Below are 13,820 nucleotides of genomic sequence, written 5' to 3'. Positions count from 1 at the left end.
TTTAGCGGCGTTTGTCTTCCCGCCGCGCTTGCTCGGGTCGCTTGGGCTGCTTGGGCCATTCATCGAGTTCATCGTTGAAAAGCGCGGCGACCACGCCGCGCAGCCACAGGGTGCGCGGATCGTTGTGAAACTTGCGATGCCAGTGCTGCTTCAGGTCGAAGTTCGGCAAGGGCAGCGGCGGTTCGGCCAGCGTGATGCCCGCATGTTCAGCCACGTACGCATAGCCGATGGCATGCGGCACCGTCGCGATCAGGTCGGTGCGCGAAAGTATGAACGGCAAGCTCATGAAGTGCGGCGTCTCGAGCACGGCGCGGCGGCGGATGCGTTTCTTGTCAAGGAAGTTTTCCAGGATCTCCTGACTCCGGCCTTCCGCTCGCACGACCGCGTGGCCGCATTCCACGTATTGCGCGAGCGTCAGCGGGCCACGTGAGTACGGGTGGTCGCGCCGCATCAGGCAGATGAAGCGATGTGAAAAGAGCCGCTGCTGAAAGAAATTGTTGCCGGCGAGATCGGGAAAATAGCCGATGGCCAAATCGATTTCACCGCTTTCCAGGGCACGCTCGACCTGATCGTGTTTCAGCGATACAGAGCGCAGATTTGCCCGTGGCGCGACGCTGGCGAGCGTCTGCAACAGGCGCGGCAAGAACACGATTTCACCGACATCCGAGAGCGCGATGGCGAAGGTATCGGTGGTGACGGCGGGGTCGAAATGCTGGGTATCGAGTAATCCCCGCTCGATCCGGTTCAGCGCCTCGCGCGCCACGGGCACGAGTGCGAGGGCCCGTGGAGTGGGCTCCATGCCGCGCGATGTCCGCACGAACAGAGGGTCGTTGAAATACTCGCGCAAGCGGCCGAGCGCCGTGCTGACACGCGGCTGGCTCACGCCAAGCTGTTCGGCTGCGCGGCTCACATTGCGCGTGTCCTCGATCGCGACCAGATACGGGATCAGGTTCAGGTCGAGGTCGTGCAGCGCGAGGTCCCCGGGTTTCATCGGCATGGTTTTATCAGCCTCCGCCTAGCCTCGTCTCGCGACCATCTCGGAAACACGCTGGGCCGCGTCCAGCAGCGGGTCGAGAAACGCCTTCACCATCTGTTTCGCGTTCTTGCGCTGCGCGTTGCCGCTGATATTGAGCGCCGCGATCACCCGACCCTGGCGGTCGCGGATGGGCGCGGACATCGAAATCAGGCCTTCCTCCAGTTCCTGGTCGACGATCGACCAGCCTTGCTTGCGCACCACGGCGAGCGCGGCCTTCAGCGCGGTTTTATCGATGATCGTGCGAGGCGTACGGGCTTCCAGCGCACTGGCGTCGAGCACTTCGTCAAGTTTGTTTTCGTCAAGCGCGGCGAGCAGCACGCGCCCGAGCGATGTGCAAAACGCGGGCAAACGGCTGCCGATAGACAGGTTGATCGTAATGATCTTATGCGTGGGCACGCGCAGCACGTACACGATTTCCGTGCCGTTCAACACGGCGGCCGAGCAGCTCTCATGCACCTGGCCCACCAGTTCTTCCATCACCGGTTCGGCCAGATTCCAGAATGGCATCGACGTCAGGTAGGCAAAACCAAGGTCAAGGATTTTCGCGGTCAGCGTGAAATATCGGCCGTCGGCGTCGACATAACCAAGCGCTTGCAGCGTCAACAAAATGCGGCGCGCGCCGGCGCGTGTCAGCCCCGACGCGGCGGCGACTTCCGACAAGGTCTGCGCCGGGCGCGTAGCATCAAACGAGCGAATCACCGATAAACCGCGCGCGAACGATTGCACATAGGCATCGCCGGGCCGCGAGGGCGACTCCGGGTCAGGTAGATCGGCTTCGGCAGGAGTGGAAATCATCGTGGTTTCGTCCTATTGGTCAGGCAAGAACGCGGGCACATGGCGAGCGCATCGGTACAAACCCGATGATCATTGACAGCGCAACGAATGCGGGAATACCATACGTTTGTTCGCTAAACGAATCGATGTTCGCACAGCGAACTTAAAAATGCAAGCGTTGCCGGTCGGACTCAAGTTACCCGGCGCGCTTTGATTCAGTTGCAATGCGGCTTCGATGCATTCGGCACTCGTCAAAGGAAGAGACGGCATGATCAACAAGATTTTCGACTCGCTGAGTTCAGCGGTGAAAGACGTTAAGGACGGCGCGACCGTGATGATCGGCGGGTTCGGTACGGCGGGCATGCCGTCGGAACTGATCGACGCGCTGATCGAGCAGGGCGCGCGCGAACTGACCATCGTGAACAACAATGCGGGCAATGGCGAGACCGGTCTCGCGGCGCTTTTAAAAGCCAAACGCGTACGCAAGATCATCTGCTCGTTTCCGCGGCAGAGTGATTCGCAAGTGTTCGACGCCTTGTATCGCGCTGGCGAACTTGAACTCGAACTCGTGCCGCAGGGCAATCTTGCTGAGCGCATTCGGGCGGCGGGTGCGGGCATTGGCGGATTTTTCACGCCCACGGCCTATGGCACAAAGCTGGCTGAAGGCAAGGAAACGCGTTTTATCGATGGCCGGCATTACGTGCTCGAAGCGCCGCTGCAGGCCGATTTCGCGCTGATCAAGGCATTTAAAGGCGACCGGTGGGGCAATCTCGTGTATCGCAAGACGGCCCGCAACTTCGGGCCGATCATGGCGATGGCCGCAAAAACAGCGATCGTGCAGGTCTCGCAGGTCGTGCCGCTCGGCGCGCTGGATCCGGAAGACATCGTGACGCCGGGCATCTTCGTGCAGCGCGTGATCGAAGTGCCGCAAGCGGTGCACGCGGCAGAGCTGGCGGCGGCGCAAGCGGCTTGATTAGAGCCGCTTTTGCGCAAGCGGCGATTTTCAGGGCCTGCTTCTCAGCCCGAGCCGCAACAACGAATGCATCAAGCAAGGACATCGACATGAAAAAACTGACTCGCGACGAAATGGCGAAACGCGTCGCCCTCGACATCCAGGAAGGCGCGTACGTGAACCTGGGTATCGGCGTACCGACGCTCGTCGCCAACCATCTCGCGGCGGATCGCGAAATCTTCCTGCATAGCGAAAACGGTCTGCTCGGCATGGGCCCGGCGCCAGAGAAGGGCGCGGAAGACGACGAACTGATCAACGCCGGCAAACAACACGTGACGCTGCTCACCGGCGGCGCGTATTTCCACCACGCCGATTCGTTCGCGATGATGCGCGGCGGCCACCTCGACATCTGCGTGCTCGGCGCGTTCCAGGTATCGGCCAAGGGCGATCTGGCGAACTGGCACACCGGCGCACCCGATGCGATTCCGGCTGTCGGCGGCGCGATGGATCTGGCGATCGGCGCGAAGAAGGTCTACGTGATGATGGAACTGCTCACCAAGCAGGGCGAAAGCAAGCTGGTGCCCGAATGTTCCTATCCGGTGACAGGCGTGAACTGCGTGAACCGCGTGTACACGGATCACGGTGTGTTCGACGTGACGCCGAATGGCTTCGTGGTCCGGGAAATTATCGAAGGCCTGTCGTTCGACGAACTGCAGAAACTGGCGCAAGTGCCGCTGACGTTTGAGCCGCTTGAAGCGTCTACTACGCTCGAAGCGTAATCAGGGAGATATGCATGAAAGAAGCTTTTATTTGCGACGCAATCCGCACGCCGGTCGGCCGTTACGGCGGCGCATTGTCCTCAGTTCGTGCCGATGACCTCGGCGCCGTGCCGCTGCGCGCGTTGATGGAACGCAACAAGGACGTGGATTGGAACGCCGTTGACGACCTGATTTTCGGTTGTGCGAACCAGGCTGGCGAAGATAACCGCAACGTCGCGCGCATGTCTGCCCTGTTGGCGGGTTTGCCGGACGGCGTACCGGGCTCCACGATCAACCGCTTGTGCGGATCGGGCATGGACGCAATCGGCGTGGCCGCGCGGGCGATCAAGTCGGGCGAAGCAGCGCTGATGGTCGCGGGCGGCGTGGAAAGCATGAGCCGTGCACCGTTCGTGCAAGGCAAGGCGACCACGGCGTTCTCGCGTCAGGCAGAGATCTTCGATACGACCATCGGCTGGCGTTTCGTCAATCCGCTGATGAAGAAGCTGCATGGCGTGGATTCGATGCCGGAAACGGCCGAAAACGTCGCGACCGACTATAAGGTGAGCCGCGAAGACCAGGACGCGTTCGCTGTGCGCAGTCAGCAGAAAGCATCGCGCGCGCAGAAGGATGGGACGCTCGCGCAAGAGATCGTGCCGGTGTCGATCGCGCAGAAAAAGGGCGATCCGGTGCTGGTCTCGCAGGATGAACATCCGCGTGAAACGAGCATGGAAGCGCTCGCCAGACTGAAGGGCGTCGTGCGGCCGGATGGCACGGTGACGGCGGGCAATGCGTCGGGCGTGAACGATGGCGCCGCGGCTTTGCTCATGGCTGATGAAGACAGCGCCAAGCGTTTCGGCCTCGTGCCGCGTGCGCGCGTGCTGGGCATTGCAACCGCCGGCGTGCCGCCGCGCGTGATGGGCATCGGCCCGGCGCCGGCGTCGCAGAAGCTGATGAAGCGCCTGGGCATGACCATCGATCAATTCGATGTGATCGAGCTCAACGAGGCGTTTGCGTCGCAAGGGCTGGCCGTGCTGCGCATGCTTGGTATTGCCGACGACGATCCTCGCGTCAATCCGAACGGCGGCGCAATCGCGCTCGGCCATCCGCTCGGGATGAGCGGCGCGCGCCTGGTTACGACCGCGACGTATCAGTTGCATCGGACCGGCGGACGCTTTGCGCTCTGCACGATGTGTATCGGCGTGGGTCAGGGCATTGCGATCGCCATCGAGCGTGTGTGATGTCTGAGCCGACATTTTCGGCGGCGGGACGGCTGACGGACCTGATCTGCGGCACACGCGAGATGAACGCCGTGTGGTCCGCGCGTCAGACTGTCCAGTCGATGCTGGATGTGGAGGCGGCGCTTGCCCGTGCATCGGCTTTGCATGGCGTGATTCCTGCGGGCGCGGTCGATGCGATCGTGGCTGCTTGCGACGCGGATCTTATCGATGCAAACGCGTTGATGGCCGGCGCTGCGTCGGGCGGCAATCTTGCCATTCCGCTGGTGAAGTTGCTGACCGCGGCGGTCAAACTTAAGGACGCCGATGCCGCCAAGTTCGTGCATTGGGGCGCGACGAGCCAGGACATCATCGATACAGGCACTGTCTTGCAGTTGCGTTCGACGTTCGACTTGTTGGAAGCGGGTTTGAACGAGACTTGCGACGCGCTGGCCCTTCAGGCGCTGAAGTATCGTACGACGCCGGCGATCGGCCGGACCTGGCTTCAGCAGGCCTTGCCGATCACGCTCGGCCTTAAATTCGCCCAATGGCTCGATGCGCTGACACGTCATCGCGAGCGTCTTTCGCAATGTCGTTCACGCGTGCTCGCGCTGCAATTCGGCGGCGCGGCGGGCACATTGGCGAGCTTGCGGGATAAGGCGCCGTTCGTCGCTCAGTCGCTTGCCGATGACCTCGCTGTGCAACTTCCCTCGTTGCCGTGGCATACGCAGCGCGACCGTATTGCCGAAGCCGCGGCATGTTTCGGCATGCTGACCGGTACGCTCGGGAAAATCGCCCGCGATATCTCCCTGCAGATGCAAACGGAAGTCGGCGAACTCGCCGAACCGGCCGCGGCAGGCAAGGGCGGTTCATCGACGATGCCGCACAAGCGCAACCCCGTGGGCTGCGCCGCTGTTTTAACCGCGGCCATGCGCGCGCCGAATCTGGTCGCGACCGTATTCAGTGGCATGGTTCAGGAGCATGAACGCGCGCTCGGCGGCTGGCAGGCCGAGTGGGAAGCGTTGCCCGATCTTGCCCGCCTGACGGGCGGCGCACTTGCTCAGATCACGGCGATCGTGTCGAACATTGAAGTGAACGCCGATCGGCTCGCAGCGAATCTGGATCTCACGCACGGTCTGATTCTCGGCGAGGCCGTGATGCTCGCGCTCGGCGACCAGATTGGCAGGCTCGACGCGCACACGCTCGTGGAACATGCATCGAAGCAAGCCGTGGCGACCGGCGCGACCCTTTACGACGTGCTCTCGAACGACGAGCGCGTCACGCAACATCTCTCTCTCGTCCAACTGCAAGCGCTCCTCGACCCGGCGAACTACGCGGGCCAGGCACACGCTTTTGTCGATGCCGCGTTGCGTGTGCATCGATCCCTTTCATCCAGGAGTCTTCCGTAATGCCATTTGCCGCCGTCAACGGTATTCAACTCTTCTATCGTATCGACGCCACCGCCGGGAGCGACGCGCCCTGGCTCGTGCTGTCGAATTCGCTCGGCGCAGACGTGTCGATGTGGACGCCGCAAGTCGAAACGCTCGCGGCGAAGTATCGCGTGCTGCGTTACGACACGCGCGGCCATGGCCGATCGGACGCGCCCAAGGGTCCGTACACGCTGGACCAGCTCGTGGGCGACGTGATCGGTTTGCTCGTCACCCTCGGCATCCAGCGCGCGCACTATTGCGGCCTGTCGATGGGCGGGCTGACCGGCATTGCGCTCGCGGCACGCCACCCGGAGCGCTTCGAGCGCGTGGTGCTGTCGAATACGGCGGCGCTGATCGGCTCTGACGCGATCTGGACGCCGCGGGCGGCGAAGGCGCGCGAGGAAGGCGGTATGCCGGCTCTCGCCGATGCCGTCTTGCCGCGCTGGTTCACGGCGGGGTTCATGACAGCGCAGCCGCTCATGCTGTCCGGCATTCGCGACGTGTTCCGGCACACATCGGGCGAAGGTTATGCATCGAATTGCGAAGCCATCCGTGATGCCGATGCGCGTGATGAAGCGAAGACCATCAAGGCGCCGGTGCTCGTCATTTCCGGTACGCACGACCAGTCCACGACCGCTGCGCAAGGGCGCGAACTGGCCGGATACATTGCGGGCTCGCGTTACGTCGAACTCGATGCAGCGCACTTGTCGAATATCGAGCAAGCGGACGTCTACACGAAAACACTGCTCGAGTTCCTGGGAGCCTGACATGACCGAAGACGAACGCTACGAAGCCGGCTTGAGCGTGCGGCGCGAGGTCCTGGGTGATGCGCACGTCACGCGCTCGCTCGAGAACCGCACGGATCTCACGACCGAGTTCCAGAACCTGATCACTCGTTACGCCTGGGGTGATATCTGGACGCGCCCCGGTTTGCCGCGCCATACCCGCAGCCTTTTGACCTTATCGATGATGGTCGCGCTCAACCGCAGCGAAGAGCTCGCGCTGCATTTGCGAGCGGCGAAAAACAATGGCGTCACGCGTGAGGAAATCAAGGAAGTGCTGCTGCAGACCGCTATTTATTGCGGCGTGCCGGCAGCAAATTCGGCGTTCCATTTGGCACAAAAGATTTTCGATGAGGAAGATCGCGCGGTGTAGCGATCGTTCTGACAGTCACAGGAAATAAAGGAGCAAAGGTGGAGACGGCCATGGCCTCACTGGACGTGTGAGGGTTGGTCGAATGTTGTCTGATCAGGACGGCGGCGTGGTTCACCACGCCGCCGTCTTTGTATTTGTGGGAGTCAGTTTTGGTTCTTCACGCGTTGCTTGTCTGAACACGTACTCCATGTTTCAGTCCTCCTTGATTTAGCTTAATCGGGATATATTCGAGGTGCGTCTCCAGGGATCTCGTCCTGAGCATTGATGTCAAATAAACACGATTAATGCCCGATATAAGCGCTAAATCTCTAACGAATGGCCTATCTCCCGTCGTTTTAAGAGTTTACTGATAGGGGAAATTTATCTTGACCTGTCACAGTGGCACACGAGCGTGCTACCGGCTTTCTGCCTGACAGGAATCACATTGCTGACCACTTGCCGGCTCCCGAAGCAATTCGGCAGCCGTGTGCATTCCTGCGCACGCTCAAGTCGTCGGTCCGGATCGATTCCGGACCGATACCAACGATTTCGAGGCCAGGACCTGAGTGAGCAATAGAAATGAACAAGACGCAGCGCGTGGTATTGAAGAAGCAAAAAGAAGTGTCCGCTGGCCGACGTGAGGCTGGCTCAAACGGTGTTTTAGGGACCACGTGCTCCAGTCGGCAATCGCGAATGGGCGCTGCGCTATGGGTCGCGCTTGCGCCTGTCTCCCTGATGACCGTGCCGCAAATATCGAGTGCTGTGCTGGTCGACAACCTTGCGAAGGTTTCGAGTGAACGCGGTCGGATCTATTCGTCACAAGTCCACGAGGCGTTGAGCACTGTGGCGCCCTCCGTCGCGGGGGTGAGTAACGCAGGTGCCGGCCGGCTGGCTGCGGTTGCATCATCCGGGTCAGGCCTGACACCGGGTCAGTTGATCGTGTCCGGGCTCTCTGACAGCTCACTTCCCACCTCAGCAACCGGTACGGATGCGGTTGCCGCGGGCGTGAACGCCCATTCAAGCGGGGATTTTTCCGTTGCGGCCGGCTCATACGCGAGCGCTGAGTCCGGTTCGGTCGCGCTGGGAGCAGGGGTGTCGGCAACGGGCAGTGAATCCACTGCCCTCGGCGTGCGTTCGAGCGCTGATTCGGACCATGGTCTTGCCGTGGGCTGGCGTACGAGTGTTGATGCGAATGGGGCGGATTCCCTCGCAATAGGCTCGTTCACGCGAGTGAGCGCAGTGGGCTCAGGAGGCATCGGCAAGGGTAACGTCGTGGGCGGAGCGGGAAGCTACGTGATCGGAAACGGCAACACTGCATTTGGCGCGGACTCGTTCGTACTCGGCAGCAACGTAACCGCGAAAGGAAAGAACAACGTTGTGCTCGGCGCGAACAGCGACGGCTCGGTGGATAACGTGGTGTCGGTGGGCAACAGCGGAGCGGAGCGACGGATCGTGCACGTGGCGCCGGGGATTGGCGCAGCGGACGCAGTCAACATGAGTCAACTAAAGGCACTTGGCGCGACTACGAATTCCCTGGGAACGATGACCAACGCCTTTGTTGCGTACGACGGTGTCGACAAGAGCGTGATTACGCTGGGCGCGGCATCGACTGGAAAAACTGCACCTGCGGTGACGCTCACCAACCTGAAGGCCGGCGTGTTGAGCGCGCAAAGCAGTGACGCGGTCAATGGCGCCCAATTGAACGCGACCAATTCAGACGTGCAGAGCGTGGCTACTTCGCTCGCCACGTTGACTCAAGCGGAACCGTTAAAGCTTTCGTACTCGGACAACAGCAAATCGAACGTCGTCCTGGGTGGCACCGGCGGCACGATCATTTCGAACCTCAAAGCGGGTGTTGCGGATCAGGACGCGGTGAATGTCGCTCAACTGAAGGACGCCGGGTTGATCGATTCGACGGGCAATGCGCTTGCGGCCATTACCTACGACTCAAAAGCGGATGGCTCGGTCAATCGAGGCAGCGTCACGCTTGGCGGGGCGGGCGCGGCTGAGCCGGTCGCATTGCACAACGTTGCGGCCGGGGTCGTAAAAGCGGGCAGCACGGACGCGGTCAACGGCGACCAGCTGTTCCAGACGGCGCAACTTGTCGACGGCCTGCAGAACGGCGCCGCCCTCAAATACTTTGTATCGAACACAACACTTGCCGCAGCAAGCGCAAATGGCCTCAACGCCACCGCGATCGGCGGCAACGCGCAAGCCGTTGCCGGCAACACGGTTGCCCTCGGCGCGAACTCGGTGGCGGATCGCTCGAATAGCGTATCGGTGGGCGCAGCTGGCAATGAACGGCAGATCACCAATGTCCAGGCAGGCACGGCCGACACAGATGCAGTCAATGTCGGGCAACTGAAGAGTGCGGGTCTTGTCGACCAGACCGGTAAGGCAGTCACCGCACTCGCTTATGACAAGAACGCAAACGGTGCGACGGATTTCGGCAACGTCACGCTCGGACAAGGCGTTGCAGGCGGCACGGCAATCCATAACGTGGCGGCCGGCACGCTCGCAACCGACGCCGTGAACCTGGGTCAGCTTAACGATCTCGTTACCCGTGTCAGCAACTTCGTGACATCGAGCAGCGCGCTTTACAGTGCGGCCGGAGATACATCGACTGAAGCCGCGAGCGCGAGCGGGACGCACGCCGTTGCGATGGGGGCGAACGCCACGGCCAGCGCGGCCAATTCAGTGGCGCTGGGGGCGGGCTCGCTGGCAGATCGCGCGTCGTCGGTATCGGTGGGAGCGGCGGGCAGTGAGAGGCAGATCACCAACGTCGCGGCCGGTACGTCGGCAACGGACGCTGTCAACCTGAGCCAATTGAAACAGTCAGCCAGTTCCACGCTCAGTCAGGCCAACAGTTATACCGATCAGCGCTTTAACAATACCGACCAGCAAATTCGCGACCTCGACCGCAACACGCGCAAGGGGATTGCGTCTGCGTCGGCGCTGAACGTCGTGACGCCGTACCTGCCGGGAAGAACGACCTTGAACGCGGGGGTCGCGGCTTATCGCGGGCAGGCGGCAATGGGTATTGGCGTCTCGCGCTGGAATGACAAGGGCAATATCAACTTCAACGGGGGAGTGTCGTCGTCGGGTGGCAACAGCACCATCGTGCGTGCGGGCGTGGGCTACGTGTTCGGCAGTTGAGCCGCGTAGCGCATTAAACATTGCCGCCTTCACGGGCGGGTCCGCACAGCAAGTCCACGGGGCTAAAAGCGCCGTGGATGTCACCGGGTCGAACCATGAAAAACATTATCCTCGCCGCAGCCTGCGTCTATGCACTGGCGGGCTGCGCTAACACGGAACTGCGGGACAGCCTGGGCATCCAGGATCCAACCGTTCTGCAAACGGGGTTTGACACGCAGCAAAGTGCGCAAGCGGGCGCGGCTTTGGAGCCCTGGCCGAGTGTCTACGGGCAAATTGAAAAGCCGCGTGAGGTGCTAGGACTATTGCAAGCACGCCTGGACCAACTTGATCAACGCAAGGACAACTATTTTGGCTTCAAGGACCAATGCTGGATCGACGTTGCGAAAAGCGAGATCGATGCGGGAGATCGCTGGGGCTTTATAGAGGAGTCTATCGGCGAGGCTGCGCACCTGACCACCGGACTTGAAGGTACACAGCCGTTGTCGCCCGATAACCCGTCGCTGCGGACGGTCGCGGTGTTGCGCCCGGATCTGGAGACGGGCCTGCGGGCATTGATTGCCGATCCGCGGTTTGTCTATTGCCCGCAGGCGCAAAAGCAGACGGCATGCGCTGAAGTCAAGTTGATGCATGCGGGCCATGATGCATGGACCCGCCAGTTTGACCAGGCAAAAATCAAGGTCGACATGGTCGAGTCAACGCTCGGTGAAGCACGGCAGAGTCTTGACAGCTGCGTGGTTCCGCAGGACGACTTGAGTTCGGCCGACCCATTGCCCAAGCTTGTTGCGTTACCGGTCGACGCATTGTTCGCGTTCAACGGCAGCGGTGTTGAATCGATCACATTGGAAGGCCGTGAGCGGCTCGATGGGTTGATCGCGGACGTGAAGGTCGACGGCGCCGTGTCGTCGATTACCGTGTCGGGCTTCACTGACCGTTTAGGCAGCGATGCCTACAACCGGCGGCTCTCGCATCAACGTGCCGAGACTGTCCGGCGTTATCTCGTATCAGGCGGCGTGACGACTCCAGTGCAGGCACGAGGTTTTGGCCGGGCATCGCCGGGAACGGAATGCCAAATGCGGGACCGGCGTGCGCTGGTGACTTGCCTGGCAAACGACCGGCGTGTGGAGTTACGCTTTTTACACAAGGAAGATCAGCGGACGTGAAAACACACTGATGCAATCATGTACGCGCATGTCATCGAGACGGTTGGATTCAGGACGCCCTGCCGGAGGACGTCGACATGTTTTGCAGGAGGGGCAAGCCGCGCTTTTGGGATGACGCAATAATGCATGGCCGAGCCAGCACCGGGAACCGGGAGAACTCGGGCATGCGCAGACGCGTGATGAAGCCTCTCACGAATGCCGCAGCGGCTCGGCGATCACGAGCAACTGCGGCACATGCTCAGGGCCTAGAACGCATAGTAGGGCCCATTGCCTGCGGGTGTCGCACTTGCTTCTATCGCGGTGAAGACGCGTCTCCCGAAGAAGAAGGGCAGGCCCCAGTCGAAGTAGTTGCTTGCTGATCCCGCCAGATTGCTGAGCGCATTGTTGCCGCTTTGGAATAGCGAGGTCGCATTGCCTATTGTGAACGTTACGTTGCTCTTTGCGCCATTGATGCCGGCAACAGTCGCAGCCAGACTTTGCACGGTGGTGGGACAGAACCAGAAGCCGCACGTTGGCACGGAGCTCAGCGGGAAGAGCAGGCCGTTCGATCCGCTGTCGATGAAACTCGTGCTGTAGGTTTGTCCTTGAAAGGCCGTCGAAACAAACCCTGTCATCGAGTTACTCGGGAGGACCTGAGCACTGCCAAGCAGATTGTTCGACTGTGAGCCAATTCCGAAGGTCATCGTGCCAGTGACGCTAGCTGCACCGGTGGCGGCGACTGCAGGAAGCTCAATCACAAGGCCATTGTTGTCGCTGGCGAATCGGCTTATTGGATTGGTCACCTGCTGTGCAACCGGCAGCACAGCGGCTACACACGCGCCCGACGTGCAGCTGTAGTACCAGCGTGGCAATGCGGTCGAGGCGCAGCCGCTGCCGCAGTCGGCGCTGAAGGGGCCCACGCCGAGGATGCCGTTGCTTCGCAGCGCCGTAGCGGTCAGCATCGGCAGGCCCGAGTTGCTGCAGTCCGCGGGCACTGCCGGAATAGCCGGGTCCGCGATGACCTGGATCGATGTCGCCGCTGCCACCTCGCCGGCCAGATGCACGTCGGCAGTCCGCACCGAACCCCAGGTGTAACCCGAGCCGAATACAGTGCAGCTTGCCGCGGTTGAACCCGTACTGGCCGTCACGGAGGGCAGCACCAAAGTGGGTGCGAGTGCGGAAGCAAGGATGCGCAATCCCTGCGATCCCGTGTCCACCTGGATATTGTTGATCGTCTGGCACGTGCTTGTTCCAGGAACGCAGATCGTCACGCTGGTTTGCAACATGTTGCGAGTACCGGTCGCGATTTTTGCAACGGTGATGGGCTGCACGTTGGGCGTGGTCGACTGAGCGACCGTGTTGGCTGGCGCGCTCGCAGGCGCAGCAGGTTGGGCGGGTGCCGCGGCAGCAGGAGCGCTGGCAGCGGGTGTTCCGCTAGATGCTGCCGGAGCACTTGGGGCAGCCGGGGGACTTGCCGCGGGTGTCGCGGCGCCGGTTGAATCATTACTGCCACCGCCGCCACCGCAGCCGGACATCGTGGTGCTGAAGGCAACGATCGCCGTGATAAGTACGCAAGTCAGATTTCGCATGGTTGCCGCCTATTCAATGTCTGCTGCCGTGACGCCGGCCGGCAACGCGCTGGGGAGCCAGGCACGGCCGCTGAAGTCGCGCAGCCGCACTGCTGTTTCCACCATCAAATCACTGCAGTTCACCCGCGATGAGTGCAGGCCGCTCGCGTTGGGTTGCGCCGAGCTCGCTTCTTGTCTAAACCGATCAAACGAGGTGCCTAGTAATAGCGCGACATCGGGCATGGCGGGGCCGTCCCAACTAACGGCGTAGACCTGTCCCGAGGAAGATACGTATTGGCGCACGCGAATCTGATTGGCGTCGGTCGATTCCTCCCAGCGCGCCGCGCTGTTCGCGGCCTGATGTAATGCTGGAGCATTGGCATCCGCCGGGTTCGATGTGCCCGTTGGATTGATCGCGACAGTGGCGCCAAGTTGTGCGTGCGTTGGTCCGCTTGCCGCAATTACCAGCGCGGCGGCGGTTGCCCGAAGAGAGGTGAGGGATTTGATGTGATGCATGGTGTTACTCCGTTCTCGTGGCCGTTCTTGTTATCGAAAATTAATTTTAGGATAACGATGCGTTGAAAAATAGAGATGGGAATCGTCTTGTAGTGTTTTTAAAAACATCTCAAAAATTAGTTAAAAGTGCTTATTAAACAACA

Annotated in this window: 12 protein-coding genes; 8 read left to right on the top strand and 4 right to left on the bottom strand. The window is 61.2% G+C overall.

What is annotated here, in order from left to right; translation table 11 throughout:
- Position 1: 1 nt before the first annotated feature.
- On the bottom strand, positions 2 to 970 hold the full coding sequence (locus ACSOSP_RS06090; RefSeq protein ID WP_455310865.1) for a LysR family transcriptional regulator: 969 nt from the start codon (positions 968 to 970) through the stop codon (positions 2 to 4).
- Between the two features lie 45 nt (positions 971 to 1,015).
- The gene (locus ACSOSP_RS06085; RefSeq protein ID WP_455310104.1) at positions 1,016 to 1,831 is read right to left on the bottom strand and encodes an IclR family transcriptional regulator; all 816 of its coding nucleotides are present in this window, start codon (positions 1,829 to 1,831) and stop codon (positions 1,016 to 1,018) included.
- Between the two features lie 247 nt (positions 1,832 to 2,078).
- Here ACSOSP_RS06085 and ACSOSP_RS06080 point away from each other — a divergent pair, with 247 nt between their 5' ends.
- From ACSOSP_RS06080 to ACSOSP_RS06045, 8 genes are all read left to right on the top strand, one after another.
- The gene (locus ACSOSP_RS06080) at positions 2,079 to 2,783 is read left to right on the top strand and encodes a 3-oxoacid CoA-transferase subunit A (RefSeq protein WP_455310103.1); all 705 of its coding nucleotides are present in this window, start codon (positions 2,079 to 2,081) and stop codon (positions 2,781 to 2,783) included.
- Positions 2,784 to 2,872: 89 nt separating this feature from the next.
- Entirely contained in the window at positions 2,873 to 3,541 is a 669-nt protein-coding gene (locus ACSOSP_RS06075) for a 3-oxoacid CoA-transferase subunit B (RefSeq protein ID WP_455310102.1), read from the top strand.
- A gap of 14 nt (positions 3,542 to 3,555) precedes the next feature.
- Entirely contained in the window at positions 3,556 to 4,758 is a 1,203-nt protein-coding gene (pcaF, locus tag ACSOSP_RS06070; RefSeq protein WP_455310101.1) for a 3-oxoadipyl-CoA thiolase, read from the top strand.
- Entirely contained in the window at positions 4,758 to 6,143 is a 1,386-nt protein-coding gene (locus ACSOSP_RS06065) for a 3-carboxy-cis,cis-muconate cycloisomerase (protein ID WP_455310099.1), read from the top strand. Before pcaF ends, ACSOSP_RS06065 begins: the two co-directional genes overlap by 1 nt.
- On the top strand, positions 6,143 to 6,931 hold the full coding sequence (gene pcaD, locus ACSOSP_RS06060; RefSeq protein ID WP_455310098.1) for a 3-oxoadipate enol-lactonase: 789 nt from the start codon (positions 6,143 to 6,145) through the stop codon (positions 6,929 to 6,931). The genes ACSOSP_RS06065 and pcaD overlap by 1 nt, the downstream gene beginning before the upstream one ends.
- A gap of 1 nt (position 6,932) precedes the next feature.
- On the top strand, positions 6,933 to 7,319 hold the full coding sequence (gene pcaC / locus ACSOSP_RS06055; RefSeq protein ID WP_031358972.1) for a 4-carboxymuconolactone decarboxylase: 387 nt from the start codon (positions 6,933 to 6,935) through the stop codon (positions 7,317 to 7,319).
- Positions 7,320 to 7,991: 672 nt separating this feature from the next.
- On the top strand, positions 7,992 to 10,454 hold the full coding sequence (locus ACSOSP_RS06050; protein ID WP_455310097.1) for a YadA family autotransporter adhesin: 2,463 nt from the start codon (positions 7,992 to 7,994) through the stop codon (positions 10,452 to 10,454).
- Between the two features lie 95 nt (positions 10,455 to 10,549).
- A complete protein-coding gene (locus tag ACSOSP_RS06045; protein WP_455310096.1) occupies positions 10,550 to 11,614 on the top strand; it encodes an OmpA family protein in 1,065 nt (354 codons plus the stop codon).
- 245 nt (positions 11,615 to 11,859) lie between these two features.
- Here ACSOSP_RS06045 and ACSOSP_RS06040 read toward each other — a convergent pair whose 3' ends face one another.
- Both ACSOSP_RS06040 and ACSOSP_RS06035 read right to left on the bottom strand, forming a co-directional pair.
- Positions 11,860 to 13,182 (bottom strand): DUF3443 domain-containing protein, encoded by a 1,323-nt coding sequence (locus tag ACSOSP_RS06040; protein ID WP_455310095.1) that lies wholly within the window; start codon positions 13,180 to 13,182, stop codon positions 11,860 to 11,862.
- Between the two features lie 9 nt (positions 13,183 to 13,191).
- Positions 13,192 to 13,677, bottom strand: coding sequence for a DUF2844 domain-containing protein (locus tag ACSOSP_RS06035; protein ID WP_455310093.1), 486 nt, complete (start codon positions 13,675 to 13,677; stop codon positions 13,192 to 13,194).
- Positions 13,678 to 13,820: the final 143 nt, after the last annotated feature.

The sequence above is a fragment of the Caballeronia sp. KNU42 genome, from assembly GCF_053760385.1.
Note: the sequence above shows the minus strand (reverse complement) of the source record. Positions and strands in the feature narration are given on the sequence as shown.

What these genes read in the sequence shown, in the direction of transcription:
- ACSOSP_RS06085 (WP_455310104.1), bottom strand. Translation starts at nt 1,831, where the DNA reads ATGATTTCCACTCCTGCCGAAGCCGATCTACCTGACCCGGAGTCGCCC.
- ACSOSP_RS06080 (WP_455310103.1), top strand. Translation starts at nt 2,079, where the DNA reads ATGATCAACAAGATTTTCGACTCGCTGAGTTCAGCGGTGAAAGACGTT.
- ACSOSP_RS06075 (WP_455310102.1), top strand. Translation starts at nt 2,873, where the DNA reads ATGAAAAAACTGACTCGCGACGAAATGGCGAAACGCGTCGCCCTCGAC.
- pcaF (WP_455310101.1), top strand. Translation starts at nt 3,556, where the DNA reads ATGAAAGAAGCTTTTATTTGCGACGCAATCCGCACGCCGGTCGGCCGT.
- ACSOSP_RS06065 (WP_455310099.1), top strand. Translation starts at nt 4,758, where the DNA reads ATGTCTGAGCCGACATTTTCGGCGGCGGGACGGCTGACGGACCTGATC.
- pcaD (WP_455310098.1), top strand. Translation starts at nt 6,143, where the DNA reads ATGCCATTTGCCGCCGTCAACGGTATTCAACTCTTCTATCGTATCGAC.
- pcaC (WP_031358972.1), top strand. Translation starts at nt 6,933, where the DNA reads ATGACCGAAGACGAACGCTACGAAGCCGGCTTGAGCGTGCGGCGCGAG.
- ACSOSP_RS06050 (WP_455310097.1), top strand. Translation starts at nt 7,992, where the DNA reads ATGGGCGCTGCGCTATGGGTCGCGCTTGCGCCTGTCTCCCTGATGACC.
- ACSOSP_RS06045 (WP_455310096.1), top strand. Translation starts at nt 10,550, where the DNA reads ATGAAAAACATTATCCTCGCCGCAGCCTGCGTCTATGCACTGGCGGGC.
- ACSOSP_RS06040 (WP_455310095.1), bottom strand. Translation starts at nt 13,182, where the DNA reads ATGCGAAATCTGACTTGCGTACTTATCACGGCGATCGTTGCCTTCAGC.
- ACSOSP_RS06035 (WP_455310093.1), bottom strand. Translation starts at nt 13,677, where the DNA reads ATGCATCACATCAAATCCCTCACCTCTCTTCGGGCAACCGCCGCCGCG.